The sequence below is a fragment of the Pseudomonas sp. HMWF006 genome, assembly GCF_003061205.1.
GTDB classification, from domain to species: domain Bacteria; phylum Pseudomonadota; class Gammaproteobacteria; order Pseudomonadales; family Pseudomonadaceae; genus Aquipseudomonas; species Aquipseudomonas monsensis.
Window position 1 is genome coordinate 17,018 of the sequence record NZ_QAIU01000500.1, and the last position, 16,963, is coordinate 33,980.

General features: G+C 60.2%; 22 protein-coding genes. 13 read left to right on the forward strand and 9 right to left on the reverse strand.

What is annotated here, in order from left to right; genetic code table 11:
* On the forward strand, positions 1-1,027 hold a 1,027-nt coding region (locus DBR24_RS22115), incomplete at its 5' end, for an FAD/NAD(P)-binding protein (RefSeq protein ID WP_256591733.1).
* 131 nt (positions 1,028-1,158) lie between these two features.
* Here the strand turns inward: DBR24_RS22115 and DBR24_RS22120 are convergent.
* Both DBR24_RS22120 and ppnN read right to left on the reverse strand, forming a co-directional pair.
* On the reverse strand, positions 1,159-1,893 hold the full coding sequence (locus DBR24_RS22120) for an ABC transporter substrate-binding protein (RefSeq protein ID WP_128615798.1): 735 nt from the start codon (positions 1,891-1,893) through the stop codon (positions 1,159-1,161).
* A gap of 240 nt (positions 1,894-2,133) precedes the next feature.
* Complete coding sequence (ppnN, locus tag DBR24_RS22125) at positions 2,134-3,507, reverse strand: nucleotide 5'-monophosphate nucleosidase PpnN (RefSeq protein WP_123467821.1); 1,374 nt, start codon at positions 3,505-3,507, stop codon at positions 2,134-2,136.
* 222 nt (positions 3,508-3,729) lie between these two features.
* Between ppnN and DBR24_RS22130 the strand changes: the two genes are divergently transcribed.
* Positions 3,730-4,257, forward strand: coding sequence for a DUF3087 domain-containing protein (locus DBR24_RS22130; protein ID WP_123467823.1), 528 nt, complete (start codon positions 3,730-3,732; stop codon positions 4,255-4,257).
* On the opposite strand, the gene DBR24_RS22135 is transcribed toward DBR24_RS22130, so the two are convergent.
* Positions 4,254-4,640, reverse strand: a complete 387-nt coding sequence (locus DBR24_RS22135) for a DUF2784 domain-containing protein (protein ID WP_123467825.1) — start codon at positions 4,638-4,640, stop codon at positions 4,254-4,256. The two genes, DBR24_RS22130 and DBR24_RS22135, sit on opposite strands and share 4 nt — an antisense overlap.
* 141 nt (positions 4,641-4,781) lie before the next feature.
* Here DBR24_RS22135 and DBR24_RS22140 point away from each other — a divergent pair, with 141 nt between their 5' ends.
* From DBR24_RS22140 to DBR24_RS31105, 3 genes are all read left to right on the forward strand, one after another.
* Positions 4,782-5,480, forward strand: coding sequence for an AzlC family ABC transporter permease (locus DBR24_RS22140; RefSeq protein WP_128615799.1), 699 nt, complete (start codon positions 4,782-4,784; stop codon positions 5,478-5,480).
* Positions 5,480-5,791 carry an AzlD domain-containing protein gene (locus tag DBR24_RS22145; RefSeq protein ID WP_177490661.1) on the forward strand — a complete coding sequence of 104 codons (312 nt, stop codon included), beginning with the start codon at positions 5,480-5,482 and terminating at the stop codon, positions 5,789-5,791. Before DBR24_RS22140 ends, DBR24_RS22145 begins: the two co-directional genes overlap by 1 nt.
* A gap of 63 nt (positions 5,792-5,854) precedes the next feature.
* Entirely contained in the window at positions 5,855-6,001 is a 147-nt protein-coding gene (locus DBR24_RS31105) for a hypothetical protein (RefSeq protein WP_177490660.1), read from the forward strand.
* A gap of 55 nt (positions 6,002-6,056) precedes the next feature.
* Here DBR24_RS31105 and DBR24_RS22150 read toward each other — a convergent pair whose 3' ends face one another.
* The 4 genes from DBR24_RS22150 to DBR24_RS22165 form a co-directional block, all read right to left on the reverse strand.
* Positions 6,057-6,329, reverse strand: coding sequence for a hypothetical protein (locus DBR24_RS22150; protein ID WP_123467831.1), 273 nt, complete (start codon positions 6,327-6,329; stop codon positions 6,057-6,059).
* A 276-nt stretch (positions 6,330-6,605) separates the two neighbouring features.
* The gene (locus DBR24_RS22155; RefSeq protein ID WP_128615800.1) at positions 6,606-7,286 is read right to left on the reverse strand and encodes an SOS response-associated peptidase family protein; all 681 of its coding nucleotides are present in this window, start codon (positions 7,284-7,286) and stop codon (positions 6,606-6,608) included.
* A 47-nt stretch (positions 7,287-7,333) separates the two neighbouring features.
* Entirely contained in the window at positions 7,334-8,176 is an 843-nt protein-coding gene (locus DBR24_RS22160) for an ABC transporter permease (RefSeq protein ID WP_128615801.1), read from the reverse strand.
* A 60-nt stretch (positions 8,177-8,236) separates the two neighbouring features.
* Positions 8,237-9,220: an aliphatic sulfonate ABC transporter substrate-binding protein gene (locus tag DBR24_RS22165; RefSeq protein WP_128615802.1), complete on the reverse strand. Its 984-nt coding sequence runs from the start codon at positions 9,218-9,220 to the stop codon at positions 8,237-8,239.
* Positions 9,221-9,515: 295 nt separating this feature from the next.
* On the opposite strand from DBR24_RS22165, the gene DBR24_RS22170 reads away from it, so the two are divergent.
* Positions 9,516-10,463 (forward strand): ABC transporter substrate-binding protein, encoded by a 948-nt coding sequence (locus DBR24_RS22170; protein ID WP_128615803.1) that lies wholly within the window; start codon positions 9,516-9,518, stop codon positions 10,461-10,463.
* A 185-nt stretch (positions 10,464-10,648) separates the two neighbouring features.
* A complete protein-coding gene (locus tag DBR24_RS22175; RefSeq protein WP_123467841.1) occupies positions 10,649-10,891 on the forward strand; it encodes a DUF1652 domain-containing protein in 243 nt (80 codons plus the stop codon).
* Positions 10,892-10,895: 4 nt separating this feature from the next.
* Here DBR24_RS22175 and DBR24_RS22180 read toward each other — a convergent pair whose 3' ends face one another.
* Positions 10,896-11,258, reverse strand: coding sequence for an NUDIX hydrolase (locus DBR24_RS22180; protein WP_128615804.1), 363 nt, complete (start codon positions 11,256-11,258; stop codon positions 10,896-10,898).
* Between the two features lie 224 nt (positions 11,259-11,482).
* Between DBR24_RS22180 and DBR24_RS22185 the strand changes: the two genes are divergently transcribed.
* Positions 11,483-11,680, forward strand: coding sequence for a DUF2188 domain-containing protein (locus tag DBR24_RS22185; protein WP_128615805.1), 198 nt, complete (start codon positions 11,483-11,485; stop codon positions 11,678-11,680).
* 64 nt (positions 11,681-11,744) lie between these two features.
* Here the strand turns inward: DBR24_RS22185 and DBR24_RS22190 are convergent, their stop codons facing one another.
* The gene (locus DBR24_RS22190; protein WP_123467847.1) at positions 11,745-11,984 is read right to left on the reverse strand and encodes a hypothetical protein; all 240 of its coding nucleotides are present in this window, start codon (positions 11,982-11,984) and stop codon (positions 11,745-11,747) included.
* 184 nt (positions 11,985-12,168) lie between these two features.
* Between DBR24_RS22190 and DBR24_RS22195 the strand changes: the two genes are divergently transcribed.
* The 5 genes from DBR24_RS22195 to DBR24_RS22215 all read left to right on the forward strand — a co-directional run.
* Positions 12,169-12,504 (forward strand): hypothetical protein, encoded by a 336-nt coding sequence (locus tag DBR24_RS22195; RefSeq protein WP_128615806.1) that lies wholly within the window; start codon positions 12,169-12,171, stop codon positions 12,502-12,504.
* A gap of 304 nt (positions 12,505-12,808) precedes the next feature.
* A complete protein-coding gene (fae, locus tag DBR24_RS22200) occupies positions 12,809-13,321 on the forward strand; it encodes a formaldehyde-activating enzyme (protein ID WP_008043405.1) in 513 nt (170 codons plus the stop codon).
* Positions 13,322-13,331: 10 nt separating this feature from the next.
* Positions 13,332-14,366 carry an aldo/keto reductase gene (locus DBR24_RS22205; protein ID WP_128615807.1) on the forward strand — a complete coding sequence of 345 codons (1,035 nt, stop codon included), beginning with the start codon at positions 13,332-13,334 and terminating at the stop codon, positions 14,364-14,366.
* Positions 14,363-15,796, forward strand: coding sequence for an NAD-dependent succinate-semialdehyde dehydrogenase (locus tag DBR24_RS22210; RefSeq protein WP_128615808.1), 1,434 nt, complete (start codon positions 14,363-14,365; stop codon positions 15,794-15,796). Before DBR24_RS22205 ends, DBR24_RS22210 begins: the two co-directional genes overlap by 4 nt.
* A 144-nt stretch (positions 15,797-15,940) precedes the next feature.
* The coding region (locus DBR24_RS22215; RefSeq protein ID WP_128615809.1) for an MFS transporter at positions 15,941-16,963 on the forward strand (1,023 nt) is incomplete at its 3' end.

The following is a 16,963-nucleotide window of genomic DNA, read 5'->3' on the forward strand; positions in this document are numbered from 1 at the left end:
ACATGGCTCGAGCGTCGTGCACCTGTGCGCGGAGGTCGTCGATTTGCAGGCGGACGCCGACTCGGTGCAACTGACGTTGCACGACGGTCGACAGGTGAGCGGCGCCTTTGCGGTGCTGGCGACCGGCATGTTCCCGGCTGCGCGCACGCCGCAAAAGCACTCCAGCGGCCTCAATGCCGCCACGCTCGATCCGTGGGACGTGAACGCCATGCGCTTGCTCGATCCACACTCGACCGTGCTGATCATCGGCTCTGGCCTGACCATGGTCGATGCCGTGGTGTCGCTGGAACAGGCCGGGCATCGTGGGCCGATCGAAGTGTTCTCCCGTCACGGGCTACTGCCCCATGTGCGGCGGCAACCGCCAGCGTGGACGGATTTCCTGGCTGCGGATTACAGCATTCGTACGCCGCGACAGCTGTTGCGCGAACTGCGTCGGCATTGTCGGGATGCCATCGCCCAAGGCGTTGACTGGCAGGCGCCACTGGACACGGTTCGCGCTCACATCGCACGCTTGTGGAGTCAGGCGACTGACGTGCAACGTCGACAATTCGTACGGCATGTGCGGCCGTGGTGGGAAAGTCATCACCATCGTTCGCCGCCGCTGAGTGCCGAGTTGGTTGAGCGGTTGCGTGGTGAAGGGCGTTTACGGATTCAAGCCGCATCGTTCAAGGGGCTTGAGCCGACTGCGAACGGCGGGGTGAGTATTCGTATCCGGCGTCGTGGCGAAACTGAAACCTGTGCGGTGCAGGGTGCGGCGCTGATCAACTCCAGTGGCATCGAGTATGACTGGCGGCGGGTGGCACGACCGCTGCCGCAGCAACTGCTGGCACGTGGGCTGGTGCAGCCGGGGCCGTTGGCGTTGGGGATTGCGGCGGCAACAGATGGCGCGGTGCTGGACGCAGAGGGGGGCAAGGCGCGTCGTCTGTTCGCCATGGGGCCGCCGTTGCGCGGGATGTGGTGGGAGAGCACGGCGGTGACGGATGTGGCGTCGCAGGCCAAGGCGTTGGCGGCGCGTCTGGTGATTTGAGCTTGTTCGCTTACGGCCCCATCGCTGGCAAGCCAGCTGCCACAGGGGCCGAGGTATGGCGACAATTTTGCTGGCACTGCGCAATCTGTGGGAGCCTGGCTTGCCAGCGATGGGCCCCGCTCAACCGATGATCATCTCGGCAATGCCCCCACCAGCCAGCGCTGGCGAATCTGCTCAAGGCGGCCATCGGCGCGCAAGCTGTCCAGCGCCCGCTGCCAACGCGCAACCTGACGCGGGTCGGTTTGCAGCGAGAAGGCGATGTAAGTGTCCTGTTTCATCAACGGGATCTGGTACTGCAAGCGCCCGGGCTCCATGCCCTGTTCGCGGGCAAGGGACGCAAAGGACAGCGTGTCAGTCACCACGAAGTCAGTCCGCCCCAGACTGAACAGCCGCATCATTTGCTCCGGGGTTTCCACGCCATAAAGATTGTTCAGGTCCTGCCTCTGCAAATAGCTGTAGACCAGCCACTTGCGCGGCACGGTGATGCGGCCCGCCCGGTCGGCCTCGTGCAGGCTGCGTACACGCGGTTGGCGATTGTCCTGCGCATAGAGCGCAGTCTCCACTTCGATCAGCGGCCCGACCCACTGGTAGCGATTGTCGCGTTCGTCGGTGCGCAATACGGTGAAGACGCCGGTGTCCGGGGTGTCGCTAGCCATACGCAGCGCGCGGAGCAGCGGGACTTGTTGGAGATGGATCTGATCACCGGTTGTTTTAGCCAGTGCGCGCACGATATCTACGCCAAAGCCGACTAACTGCTCGCCTTGTTGAAAATGCAGAGGCGGATGGTAGTCGGTGAGCAATTGCAGATCCGCCGCATTGGCCGTCTGAGCCAACATTGAAAGCAAATATGCGGCAATCCGTTTCATGACTCGTCCCTGAAAAATTGATCGCGAAGCTTAGTACGGGCCGAGGCTGGCTGTCGTGAGGAAAGTACGGGGCTTTTGTGTCAGAAATAAAGGCGGATTGGCAGCGTCGGGTTCACCCTTAAACAACTGTGGGAGCCCGCCTGCTGGCGATAGCGGATTATCAGTCAACAATGATGTTGAATCTGATGACCCTATCGCCAGCAGGTGGGCTCCCACAGGGAGTCGCATCAGCGGTGAGGGTTACGCCACCACGCGATAGCACGGCACGTACGCCGCACCGCCCGGCAGTTTCATCCGGTGCTGGGCGACGAAGGCTTTGAGCAGCAGATCGAGCGGTTGCATGATCGCCGCGTCACCGCGGATCTGGTACGGCCCGTGTTCTTCGATCAGGCGAATGCCCTTGTCCTTGACGTTGCCGGCGACGATGCCGGAGAACGCCCGGCGCAGGTTGGCTGCCAGTTCGTGCGGTGGCTGGTCGCGGTGCAGTTTCAGGTTGGCCATGTTTTCGTGGGTCGGATCGAACGGGCGCTGGAAGCCTTCGTCGATTTTCAGCAGCCAGTTGAAGTGGAACGCGTCGTTGCGCTCGCGGCGGAACTGCTTCACGGCTTTCAGGCCCTGAGTCATCTGCCGCGCCACTTCAGTCGGGTCGTCGATGATGATTTCGTAGTGCTGTTTCGCCGCTTCGCCCAGGGTCGCGATGACGAAAGCGTCGAGCTGCTCCAGATACGGTGCGGCATGTTTCGGCCCGGTCAGGATCACCGGGAATGGCAAACCGGCGTTGTCCGGGTGCATCAGGATGCCCAGCAGATAGAGGAACTCTTCGGCGGTCCCGGCGCCGCCCGGGAAGATGATGATGCCGTGGCCGACACGGACGAACGCTTCCAGACGTTTCTCGATGTCCGGCAAGATCACCAGTTCGTTGACGATCGGGTTCGGTGCTTCGGCGGCGATGATGCCCGGCTCGGTCAGACCGAGGTAGCGCCCGCCGTGGATGCGTTGTTTGGCGTGGGCGATGGTCGCACCTTTCATTGGGCCTTTCATCACGCCGGGGCCGCAACCGGTGCAGATGTCGAGGCTGCGCAGGCCCAGTTCGTGGCCGACTTTCTTGGTGTATTTGTATTCTTCGGTGTTGATCGAGTGCCCGCCCCAGCAGACGACGATTTTCGGCTCCACGCCTGGGCGCAGGGTGCGCGCATTGCGCAGCAGGTGGAAGACGTAGTCGCTGATGCCTTGCGAGGTGCTGAGGTCGATGCGCTGGCTGTCGAGTTCGTTCTCGGTGTAGACGATGTCACGCAGGGCGCTGAACAGCATTTCGCGGGTGCTGGCGATCATTTCGCCGTCGACGAAAGCATCGGCGGGGGCGTTCAGCAATTCGAGGCGCACGCCACGATCCTGCTGGTGAATGCGGATTTCGAAGTCTTTATAGGCTTCAAGGATGGTCTTGGCGTTATCGACATGGGCGCCGGTGTTGAGAATGGCCAGGGCGCACTGGCGGAAGAGGGTGTAGGTGCTGCCGGATCCGGCTTCGCTCAGTTGTTGAACTTCACGTTGAGAAAGGGTTTCCAGGCTGCCTTTCGGGCTGACCGAGGCATTGATTACGTGTCGTTGGGTCATGCAATGATCCTTAAAACGATGTCATCCCGAACCAGGCGGATGGCATCCGAATAGTGTGTATCCATGAATGAAGATGGCACGATCTGCGCGGTACCGCCATGTCCCCGTTGGACGCTGAAAAGATGAAAAGGGCCCCCAGCATAGCTAAATCGCGCGCAGAGGCGATAATGCGCAGCGAGTTTTTTCCGTTGCCCTTTTTATCGCTCAAGGAAGTCATGCCTGATGTTCGAGATTCAGCCGATGGATGCAGCAACGTTTCGCCAGCAGACCCGCCGCAGCACGATCATCATCGCCGCGCTGTTCCTGGTGCTGGCGATGGGTTTTTCCACGGCGGCGGTGGCGCTGTTCGGCGAAGCTGGCGGAGATAACCTGCGCTTTAATGTCGGTGGGGTGTTCGTCGCGTTTCTGCTGACGGCGGCGTTGTTGCGCGGGCAGTTCTGGCATCAGGCGTGGATGGCGCCGGCGGTCTATAGCTGGCGGCTCAAGCGCAGTCTGATGAGCGTGACCAACGTGATGCACCAGGTAACGGCGGCGGTGGCGCAGAATGATCCGGCGGCGATGAAGGTGCTGCGTTTCTATCATCTGGGGTTGACCCAGATGCACGAACTGGACGGTAACTCCAGCGATCATGCGCAGTTGCAGCGGGAAGTCGAAGCACACAAGGAACGGATGCAGGCGCTGGGTCTGGATCTTGACCAGAAGCGCCTGGATCCGGCCTGGCTCGAAGCGTTGAAACCCGCCTCCCGCTAAAACGGTATTCGGCTGGTGCGGCGCAGTTTCCACTGACGGATCGCGCGTCCGTAAACCAACAGATTGACCACCAGCACCACGCTGCCGAGTGCCAGCTGGATCTGCGGCGTCAGCCCGGCCGGGTAAATGATCGGCCAGATGTAATGCTCGATGAAGCCGCCGGCGTATTCGGTTTGCCCGGCGGCGTGGCGCATCAGGTTTTCCCAGTAGGTCAGCGGACAGGTCAGGTGCAACACTTCGACCGCCACGCCCCAGGCCGCGGCCGGCAGGTGCAGCCACATCAAGCGTGGCCACTTGAGCACCAGCAGCCCGCCGAACAGCACGAACAGAATGAAGGACAAATGAAACAGCACCAGCCCGTCGGCTGCGATTCGATACAGCATGTCGTCTCCCTGACGCGTTTGCGAATGGCCGTATGTTACGCCGCTCAGGGTGAAAATCGGCGGTAAGTGCGCAAGATTGTTCAAGCCATTAATACCGCTTCGCTGGCAGAGTCAGCGGCTGTTTTCCGGATGAAGAGCGTTATGTCTGACTCACTCATGCCGCGCAGTGCCTTTCTTCGCGGCGCGGCGGCGATCATGCCGTTATCGCTGGCGACCGCACCGTGGGGGCTGCTGGCCGGCTCCATGGCGATCGAAGCCAATCTCACGCCGCTGCAAGGGCAGGGCCTGTCGAGCATCGTGTTCGCCGGTGCCGCGCAATTGGTGGCGATCGGGATGCTCAAGGGCGGTGCCGGGATGTTCTCGATTCTGCTGACCACGCTGCTGCTCACGTCGCAACATTTGTTGTACGGCATGAGCATGCGTTCGGTGATTGCGCCGCTGCCGGGGCGCTGGCGCATCGGCCTGGGCTTCTTGCTCACCGACGAACTCTTTGCCCTGACCAGTCAGCATGACCGGCAGCAGTTCAATCGCTGGTATGCACTCGGTGTCGGCCTGACGTTTTACCTTGCGTGGAACCTGTTCACGCTGGCCGGTATCGTTCTGGGCAGCAGCATTCCGGGCCTTGAACATCTGGGCCTGGACTTCTCGATTGCTGCGACCTTCATCGCCTTGATCACCCCGGTGGTGCGCAATGTCCCGACAGTGGTGTGTGTGGCGGTCTCGTTGTTCTGCTCGGTGTTGTTCAGCTACTGGCAATGGGGCTCGGCGCTGGTGTTGTCGGGGTTGGCGGGCATGACCGCGGGGTTTATCTGCAACAAACTGTATCGGGGGCGCACATGATGGTTTGGGCAGTGATTGTCGGCATGGGGATTCTGGTGTTTCTCAATCGCTATGTGTTTCTTGAGCCGCGGTTGCCCTTGCGCTTGAGCAGCAATGCCCGGCAGTTTCTCGGTTTTGCGGTGCCGGGGATGCTCACGGCGATCTGCGGGCCGATCGTGTTCATGCCGGAAAAACAGCTGAATCTGCAGTGGGATAATCCGTATTTGCTTAGTTCGCTGGTGGCGATAGCCTTGGTCATCTACACCCGCAATACTTTACTGAGCATGCTATTGAGCATGGCGTTCTTTTTTCTGTTGCGTTGGTGGCTGTAAGTTGCCGGATGAAAACTGTTCTACGCTTTCAGGATGACCCTTTACTTGTGACAGGAGGTGCGCATGGCGACTGAGCAAAAGCATCCGGAAGCGGATGAAGAAGATACCGACGAGCCCACGCAAGAAGAAATCGAGCGGGAAAAACACAAGGAACAAACCTGGAAACACGACGATGGCAGAGAGCTGTCGGACCCCGATCGCAAGTTCTGATCGTTTGCCACGAAAAAGCCCCGCACAAGCATACAAGCGGGGCTTTTTCGTTGTTTCAGAGATCGTCCACCTGCGTGAAATCGGGGTGTGAAGCCCGATAGCCCAAGGTTCGGTCGATCCACGCATTGAGCTCGTTGACCATCACCGGCGGATGGCCGGGATACCTTTCGAGGGTGGTGCGCAGGAGGCGTTCGATGTCGGGCACGGCACGCAGGTTTCGGGTCTTGATGTAGTGGCCGATAAAACAGTCGAGTTCAAAGCGTTCTGTCATCGACAGATAAATACACTCCAGGCCGCTGACCTGTTTGATTGCAAAATCGTCGCGCAACTTATTTCTCTGCAAGGTTTGTAAAAGTTGTAGGGAATTCCTGATTTGTTGACTATTTAGTCAACTGGTATGCCAATCGGAAATGCGGCGCGCATGCTATCCGTAGTGCCTCTAAATGTATGTATGACGAGTGAAATGTCAGACAGGCGGTTAGTTCGCTCAAACGTCTGTTTTTCGCCCTGTTTCATTGATGAAACACCCTCTGTAACGATCCTGCGTCACCCGAAGGCGCAGCCTTCGGCAGCGTCATAGATAACGGGTGGAGGCGGCGGATGTTTACGGGATTGCGGTGATCAGGCTGGCGCCCTGGTTGCGCGCGTTGCCGACGGCCTTGTCGACCTTGTGCCATTCGAACATTTCGCTGCCTTCGCCTTCGAACAGCAGCATCTGTTCGGCGCGTTCGCCAGGTGTGGCAGGGTCGAGCCATTCGTTTGCCAGTGCTGCGCTGAATACCACCGGCCGGCGGTCGTGAATATCGAGCATACCGCCCTTGCTGTCGGCGGTGATGATCACGAAACCATCGTCGTCTCGCGGCTCGCGATCCGCTGTCGGAAACTGACCGATGGCCGCGCAGAATACCGCTGAGCGGTCTGCCCGACGGATCAGCCATGGTTGTCGGGTGTTGTCCGCTGCGTCGACCCATTCAAACCAGTTGTCCACCGGTACGATCAGACGATGGCGCCAGATCGCCCGGAAGAACGGGCCGTGCGCGACTTTCTCCACCCGCGCATTGATCGGCGCGGCGCGATCCCTGGCCCAGTGCGGGCGCCAGCCCCAGCGCAGATTGTCGGCATATAACCGTTGTTCATGCTGATGCAGCACGGCCAGCGACGTGGTCGGCGCGGCGTTGTAGCGATTCAGTGGTGCGTCGCCAACATGATTGAGCAGCGCATCGGGAGTGCTCAACACCGCCACGAAATCGTGGATACCGCGGTACTGCGAGAGTCGTCCGCACATCGGCTGAATCTCCGGCTGGAGCTGTCAGCTTAGTCGCTGTTGCGGACTCAATCCCTGGCGTCCTGACCGGTGAACGTGTCGCGCCAGATCAACCAGCGTCGTTCGATGACGGCGAGCACACCATCACTGAGTTTACCGAGCGACGCCAGGACGATGATGGCCGCCAGCACGATGTCCGGACGCGAGGTTTCGCGCCCGTCACTGAGCAGATAACCCAGGCCTTTGGTCGCCGCAATCAATTCGGCGGCGACCAGAAACATCCACGCCAGACTCATGCCGCTGCGCAACCCGGTGAACAGTCCGGGCAGGGCGGCGGGCAGCAGAATCCGTCGCACCAGTTGCCAGCGGCTGAAACCATAGATGCGCCCGACCTCGACCCATTTGCGATCAATGTTGCGGATGGCCGCGACGCCATTGGCGTATACCGGAAAGAACGCGCCGATGGCGATCAAGACAATTTTCGACGTCTCGTCGATACCCAGCCACAGCAGCAACAACGGCACCCAGGCCAGGCTTGGAATGGCGCGGAGCGCGGCGAAGGTCGGTTCCAGATACGCCTCGGCCTCGCGGCTCAAACCGACCCACGCGGCAAACGCCAGCGCCAGGCTGGCGCCGATGGCGAAACCCAGCAGCACGCGAATCAGGCTCGCAGCGATGTGTTTCCACAAGGCGCCCTCGGCGAGGTCGGTGAGGGTCAGGGCGATCTCGCTCGGCGCTGGCATCTGGTGGGACGGCAACCAGCCGCTACGCACGATGATTTCCAGGGCGACGATGATCAACAGCGGCAAGGTCAGGCCTTTGAGTCGGCGTTGCCATGCAGGATGGATGGCAGGCGTGCGTTTGCGCGCCACGGTGAGTGGCGCGGACAACGCTTTGCTGTAACGGGACATGATTTGGCTCCGCACACGGCCAATCCGCGACGCGCGCGGATTGGCCGTGAGTCTGGTCGATTACTGGCGGGCGACGGCTTGCTGCACACCACTGTCGAGCAACTGGTCGATGACCTGATCGACGTTGACGCCACGTCGCACCAGTTCTTCGGACACCAGAATCGGTGCGGCGGACTTGGAGGCGAGCACATCGTTGGCGGTCAGTTGCGGGCTGCTCAGGTCGGTGCGCGACAGCTGCAGTCTGGCCACATCCAGCGACAGCCCGGACTCTTTGGCGAGGAGGGCGGCGAACTCGTCAGGATTTTTCAGTGCCCAGTCGCGCGCCTGCTCGTAAGCCTTGATCACCGTGGCGATGGTCTGCGGATGGTCCTTGGCGTATGCCTCAGTGACACTGACCACGCCATAGCTGTTGAACGCCGGGTTGCGGTACAGCAAGCGCGAACCGGCCTGCACCTGACTGGCGGCCATGTGCGGATCGAGGCCGGCCCAGGCATCGACGTCGCCTTTTTCCAGGGCGGTCCGACCGTCCGGATGTTGCAGATGCACCAGTTCCACATCGTCCTTGTTCAGCCCGGCCTGTTGCAGGCTGCGCAGGGTAAACAGGTACGGGTCGGTGCCTTTGGTCGCGGCAATTTTCTTGCCTTTGAGGTCGGCGATGGATTGGTAAGGCGAGTCTTTGCGCACCACCAGCGCGGTCCATTCCGCACGGCTGTAAACGTACACCGATTTGATCGGACTGCCGTTGGCGCGACTCAGCACGGCGGCGAGGCTGGCGCTGGACGCGAAATCGACGCCACCGCTATTGAGGTATTCCAGCGAGCGGTTGCTGCCCTGGCTCAGCACCCAGCTGACTTGGGTGTCCGGCAGGGCTTTTTCGAGGAAGCCGAAGTGTTTCAGCACCAGGCTGACGGGCGAGTAGTAGGCGTAGTCGAGATGGACTTGCGCCGGCGCGGTTTCGGCGTGAGCCAGCGGTTGCAGGCCCAGAACCAGGGCGCCGGCGACGAGCAACGTTTTAAGGCGGGGAAACGGCAACAACGATTTCATGGGAGCGCTCCGGCAAAGGCACAAGTTGCTTATGTCCAAAAAGATATTTTTATCGAATGCTTCCTGCATCAATGGAATATTGCAGGCTCTGTGCCATGTGTGCGGACTGCCCGGATTACAAGGGTTTTTCGGCGCTTTGCAAGGTTGGAAGTGTTGCCTGAAGAACAGTGTGGCGCGGCACTGTTGCGCGGCCAACAGTCCAGATCAACGGTGATGAGCTTATGCATTAATCGAATTTCAAAAGCTTTTATTAAGAGCGTTATGGTCTATGCAAATCCCCTTTGCAGGACTCGTCATGAAGCTTTCCCGTTTCCTACGCACCGCGCTGACTGCTGCGCTGTTCGTCTCACCACTGTCTTACGCTGCCGAACCTCTGGTCCTGCATGTCGGCGACCAGAATTACTACAACATCCGCGCCTCGATAGAAGCGTCCGGCGTGTTGAAAGGTGCGCCTTACAGCGTTGACTGGAAACATTTCCAGGCCGCCGCGCCGCTCGCCGAGGCCTTGCAGACCGGGTCGCTGGATCTCGGGTTTTTGGGGGATTCGGGCTTCCTGTTCCTGGCCGCGAAACAGGCGCCGGTGAAGCTGATCGGCGTTTCGCGGCAGAACCCCGACACCATCGCGCTGCTCGTGCCAAAGGATTCACCGGTACACACCATCGCTGATCTGAAAGGCAAGAAGGTCGCCTATTGGCCTGGTGCCTGGAGCCAGCAATTGACCCTGCGTGCGCTGGAGCAGGGCGGCTTGCCGGAAAACTACGTCGATTTCGTCAAACTGATGCCCATTGATGCCGCTGCCGCTTTGCCACAGGGCAGCATCGACGCCTTCCCGGTGTGGGAACCGTACATTTCGCAACAGATTGTATTTTCCGGTGCGCGGCCGATTCTGACCGCGAAAAACCTGATGCCGGGCTTGAGTGCCATCGCCGCGTCTGCCCCTTCAATCGACAGCAAGCGCGAAGCGATCGCCGATTTTCTCGGGCGTTTGAAGCAGGCGCGGGCCTGGGTCGACAGCCACACCGATGAGTACGCCGATCTGTGGGCGAAGAAAGCCAATCTCGATCAGGCGGTTTCACGGCACTGGTTGCGTCAGGCGCACATGAGCGTCGGTCCGGTCGATCAGCAGGCAGCCGCCGATCTGCAAAGCACCGCGGACTTTCTGTTCAAGGTCAAGGCACTGCCGGCACCGCTGGCCACTGCCGGGATCATCGACACGTCCTTTCAGCAGGCGCTGACGCATTGAAACGAGCAGCGCGACCAAACCCGGCTCGCACTGACGGGTATTTGGGGCTGGATCCGGGATCATGACGCCCACTGAGGATGTGACTGGAAGATGTGACCCGGTTGGCATTTTGTATCGGGCGCGACACACGGGGCTCATCTATGCTGAACGGGTCGACCGACTCATCGCCTGCGAGGCGTCCTCCCATGCTGGCCATCGCCGATATTTGCCGGATTGTCGAATCCGGCTTTCCTGCGTTGAAGTGCGATTGCGTGCCCACTGCGCAGGGCCTGCTGCAGATCAAGGTGTATGAACCGGACAGCGGCCGTGTCGAACTGCTACTCAATGGTGTGTCCCCGGAACATCTCGTGACGATCCGCGACCTGTCCAACTTCATCGGCGAGTTGCGCACGGAAATGAGCGCCGGGCGCCGGGCGTTCGCCGGTTAAACCTTCATAAACGCCGTTGAAATGCCTGCACGATGCGCAGCGTCGCGTCACTGGTGCTGAGGTTCTGCACGGCGTCCAGCGGATGCCAGATGCAATCGATGATTTCGTTTTGCGGGCGCAACCGTTCGATATTCGTCACTGACGCTTCGTAGACGTGATGCTGGGTGCTGCCGCTGTGCAGTTCCATGACATACAACATGTCGTCAGCATCCAGTCCGGTTTCTTCCTGCAATTCGCGCGTGGCAGCTTCTGCCCGGGTTTCCCCTGGCTCGACTTTGCCCCCGGGCAATGTCCAGCGAAAGCGGGGCTTGCGTACCAGGAGCACATGGCGGTCCTGTTCGCAAATGACGGTCGCGCGTACTTTCATCTGTTACCTGTTTTGGGGCTGACATAAAAATGAAACCAAACTGCAATATTTGAGCCGGGCCCGGTTTTAAAGGTTCCGTCGGACGTTGGAGACACGTTCTGCGCGAAAAGTGCCTGTACCTTGACAGGCAAATGTCGCGACGCCCGGTCGGCCTCTCGTACGGATCAGGGTGTAAGGTGAGCCGGTGAAGCTGGATCCACTGTTAGCGAAAAGGGAGGTACCCCATGAGCACTCCAATGTTGAACAGGATGCACATGAACGGTTACGACGTGCTCAGCGTGAACAACGGTCCGTGGCGGGTGTGCACGCAAGGCGATCGGCTGGCGTCATTTGGCAGCAAAGAGGAAGCGCTGGCGTATGCCGCTGCACTGCCCGGCTACAAAAAACGCGCGATGCGTGTGCAGAGTCACACGGCCAGTTGAAGCCTGTGTAATGAAAGAGCCCCGGTTTGCCGGGGCTTTTGTTTGCGGGGGCAGACGAGCGGTGTCAGTGCACTTTGGTTCGGCTGATGGCGCGGGCCTTCACTTCCTTGGCATACAGTTGCAACCGCTCCTCATCGCTTTGCAGGACCTCGCAGGATCTCAGTACCGTTTGCGCGTCCGCCTCGTTGCCGGATTTGCGCAACAGTTCAGCGATGCGCTTGAGGTCAACTGCCGACCAGCGCAGATCCGATGCAACACTTTGCAGGTCGCGCTGAAGTTCGTGTTCGTATTCATTGAGCCGCATGATCACCTCCAGAACATTCTCGGTAAAACAGAGTAGTCGCATTTCTTGTCTGTGGGGCAAGGCCCGTCTGCCATTGGACTGATGGATGTAAAAAATTGTCCAAACGCCATCGCGGGCGCAGTGCCACGATGGATGTGTACCCGGTTACACGTTACATTCACTTTTTTCAGAACAGGGATACACCATGCGGATATGGATCGGGGGGTTGGCGTTGGCCATGTTGGCGGGTTGTTCGTTGCCGGCATCGCTGGTGCCGGGAGAGCCGAATATCAGCAAGACCAGTGCCAAGCCCCCCAAGGACTATGCCGCGTGCGTATTACCGTTGTGGCAACAGGATGTCGCCAAGACCGCGCAGACTTCGATATCCAATGGTTATCGCATCACCGCGCCCAGCGTAATCACGGCCGACGAGATTCTCGATATCGTCAAGTACAAGGACGGCAGCCGGGTTTCGTTGTATCAGGGGCCGCCGTGGGCCAAGTCCGGATCGTTGCGCAAATCGGTGCGCGATTGCCTTTAAGGGCATTTCGGGTGCAAAAAAAGCAGAAACCCTATCAACGGTCTCTGCTTTTTTTTCGCCTGTCGGAATGCGCATCCAGGGCTATGACCAAAACTCATGGCCCCATGATTTTTAATGGTTACAGGCACCGCCAGCCCCGGTGTTAAAAAATCGCAAACACAGCTCATCAATAACAACCAGAGAGCGTTTGCAGCCATGCCCCTTTTCTCCCGCCGCACCTCCCCACGCCTGTTATTGAGCGCACCGGCCATTCGGCCCGTGTGAGCGATCGACCATCCCTCGTAGCGCAAAAGAGTAATGACTGATGAAAGAACTCGACCTGTACATCGGTGAAGGTTTCGAAGGCCCGGGCGTGAACGCCGCGCACATCAATATCCTGATCGGCCCGCGCAACGGCCCGGCCGGGCAGGCGTTTGCCAACAGCCTCGCGTCGCCGAGCCAGGGCCATTGCCCGTTCATGGTGATCGCCCAGCCGAACATCCCGGTCAAGCCGATGACTCTGTATGTGAACAAGGCTGCAATCAGCAGCGACTTGCACGGCAACGCCACCTGGGGCGCGTCGCAGGCCGGGATTGCCAAAGCCGTGCTTGAAGCGCTGCTCGACGGCACCTTGCCGCCGGAAGCCGAAGACGAGTGGGCGATCGTTACCGCCAACTGGGTCAATCCGGCCTGCGACGACCTCGATGCGGTCTATTTGAACAACTACAACGCCTGCCGCACCGCGATTCGCGCCGCCCTGACCGGCAAGCCGGAAACCGCGCAACTGGCCGATGTGGTCAACCACATCAGCAATCCTTTCTACACGCCAAAAGCCTGAGGTCCGCGCCATGCAATACATTCGTTTGGGCAACTCCGGCCTGCAAGTTTCCCGCCTGTGCCTGGGCACCATGAACATGGGCACGCCGGACTGGAAGCCATGGATCTTCAATGAAAAACAGAGCGAACCGATCGTTGCCCATGCGCTGGACAACGGCGTCAACTTCATCGACCTGGCAGATTTCTATTCCGCCGGGGTCGGCGAAGAAGTGGTCGGGCGCATCGTCAAGCGCCTGGCCCGCCGCGAGGACCTGGTAATCACCACCAAGGTCGGCTACGGCACCCGTAGCGGGATCAACGCCAGCGGCCATTCGCGCAAACACATCATGGACAGCATCGACGCCTCGCTGAAGCGTCTGGACATGGATTACGTTGACGTGTTCATGCTGCATTACTTCGATGTCAACACCCCGGTCGAAGAGACCATGGGCGCACTGAACGACATTGTGCGTTCCGGCAAGGCGCGTTACATCGGCGTGTCGACCATGCTCACCGGGCAACTGGCGAAGATCCTCATGGCCTGCGAACGCAACGGCTGGGTCAAGCCGATCAACATGCAGTTGCAGCTGAACTGCGCCTACCGCGAAGAAGAGCGCGAGATGATTCCGTTCTGTCGCGACCAGGGCATCGGTGTCTCGGTGTTCAGCCCGTTGGCCCGTGGCCTGCTGACCGGCGACGTGCAATCGACCCGCAACCAGACCGACTTCTTCACTCAGCAGATGTACAGCGATGAAGCCTCGTTCGAAATCGCCCATTCGGTACAGCGCGTGGCACGCGCCCGTGGCGTGTCGAATGCGCAGATTGCCCAGGCATGGGTGGCCAGTCATCCGGGGGTCGATTGCATGCTGGTCGGTGCCGACACCACGGCGCAATTCGACAGTGCTTTGGCTGCGCTGGAGACCAGACTGGATGCCGATGAGCTGCACGAACTGGAGCGCAATTACACCCCGTGCGACGTGATCAACGATTACACCGCCGGTAAACGCATCCTGCGCACGGCGCGTCCGGGCCTTGAGCGTTTCACTTTGCAGGGGGCGGTGGCATGAGCGCGTTGATTCGTCACGGCAACTTTATCGCTGGCCAGTGGGGGCAGGGCGGGGAGACCTATGCGGTGCGCAACCCGGCCAACGGCGAGCTGATTGCCGACGTGCAGAAAGCTGGCGCCGAGGAGACCGATCTGGCCATCGAAGCCGCCAACCGTGCATTGCCGATGTGGCGCGGACTTACTGCCAAGGAACGCAGTCAACGGCTCAAACGCTGGAGCGATCTGATGCTCGCCCACCAGAAGGACCTGGCCACGCTGCTCAGTCGCGAACAAGGCAAGCCGCTGGCCGAGGCGATGGGCGAAGTGGTCTACGCGGCGAGTTTTCTCGAGTGGTTCGGCGAGGAAGCCAAGCGTGCCTACGGCGACGTAATCCCGAGCCACAAGGCGGATGCGCGGATCATCGTGGTCAAGGAAGCCATCGGTGTGGTCGCCGCGATCACCCCGTGGAATTTCCCCCTGGCGATGGTCACCCGCAAGGTCGGCCCGGCCTTGGCGGCGGGTTGCACGATGATTCTCAAACCGTCGGAAGAGACGCCGCTGTCGGCGTTTGCCCTCGCGGTGCTGGCCGAACAGGCGGGGATTCCAGCGGGCGTGTTCAACATCGTGTCCGGCGATGCGGTGGCGATTGGCGGTGCGCTGCAAGCCTCGAGCATCGTGCGCAAACTGTCGTTCACTGGCTCGACACGCACCGGCAAACTGCTGATGCGTCAGGCTGCCGACACCCTGAAAAAAGTCTCGCTGGAGCTGGGTGGCAACGCGCCGTTCATTGTCTTCGACGATGCCGATCTGGACGCCGCGGTCAAAGGCGCGATGGCCTCGAAATTCCGCAACACCGGGCAGACTTGTGTGTGCGTGAATCGCTTCTTCATTCAGGACAGCGTCTACGAAGCCTTCACCGGCAATCTTGCCGAAGCGGTTGCGGCGATGCGCGTCGGCAGTGCGCTGGATGGTGAAACCGAGCAAGGCCCGCTGATCAACACCGCCGCGCTGGCCAAGGTCGAAAGCCATGTCAGCGATGCGCTGGAGAAGGGCGCCACACTGCTGTGCGGCGGTCGTCGTCATGCACTCGGCGGCACCTTCTATGAGCCGACCATCCTCACTGAGGTCAGCGGCGACATGCTGATCGCCCAGGACGAAACCTTCGGCCCGGTGGCCGCGTGCTTCCGCTTCAAGGATGAGGCCGAGGTGCTGGCGCGGGCCAACGACACGCCCTTCGGTTTGTCGGCGTACTTCTACAGCCGCGATATCGGCCGGGTCTGGCGCATGGCCGAAGGCCTGGAGGCCGGGATGGTCGGGATCAACGAAGGGATCATTTCCACGGAAGTCGCGCCATTCGGCGGCATCAAGGAATCGGGCCTTGGACGCGAGGGTTCGAAGTACGGTCTGGATGACTATCTGGAGATCAAATACCTGTTGATGGGTGGCCTCTGACCCAACGCAAAACCTCTGTAGGAGTGAGCCTGTTCCGACGATAGCGGTGGGTCAGTGACCCGCCAACATCGCGAGCTGGCTCACTCCTACAGATAAAGCAAGCGCAATCCGTTTCTCCGTCAATAACAACAATTGGAGACGAACATGTCCGCTCAATCGGTAAAAATCGACGACCTGCCCATTGGCCGGTTTCATATCAAGATCGCCGGGCTGACCTTCGGCGCGCACTTCACCGACGGCTACATCCTTGGCCTGATCGGCATCGCGTTCACCTTGCTCAGCCCGCAGATGCAGCTGGATGCGTTCTGGCAGGGCCTGATCGGCGCGTCGGCGTTGATCGGGCTGTTTCTCGGCAGTCTGTTTTTCGGCTGGATTTCGGACAAGGTCGGCCGGCAGAAGATTTTTCTCGTCAGCTTCGTGCTCATTACCATCGCTTCGGTGATGCAGTTCTACGTCGAATCCGCCATGAGTCTGTTCCTTTGTCGGGTGTTGATCGGCATTGGTCTGGGCGGTGATTTCAGCGTCGGCCACGCCATGCTCGCCGAGTTCTCGCCGAAGAAACATCGCGGTGTGTTGCTTGGCTCGTTCAGCGTGATCTGGACCTTCGGTTATGTCGCCGCCACGTTCGTTGGCACGGCGATGCTCAGCCTTGGCGATGACGCCTGGCGCTGGATGCTCGCGTCGTCAGCGATCCCGGCGGCACTGATTCTGATTGCGCGCATCGGCACGCCGGAATCGCCGCGCTGGCTGGTCAATCAGGGGCGCATTGCCGAGGCGCGGGCGATTGTCAAAAAGCATCTGGGCGAGAATGTCGAACTGGACGAAACGCGCACCACGCAAACCCGTTCCGGCTACGCGGTGCTGTTCAGCCGTGAGTACCGCAAACGCACGGCGTTCAACTGCCTGTTCTTCGTCTGCATCGTGATGCCGTACTTCGCGATCTACACGTTTCTGCCGTCGATCCTGCAGAAGATGGGCCTGGCCGAAGGCTTCGGTACTGAGCTGATGTTGAACATGCTGCTGATCCTCGGCGCGCTGATCGGCATCTGGTGCACGATCAAATTCAGCCGGCGCGGCTTCCTGATCAATTCGTTCATCATCCTCGCGGTGGCGCTGTTTCTGCTGGCGGTGCTGCCGGGCAGTGCGGCATGGCTGATGGTGCTGGTG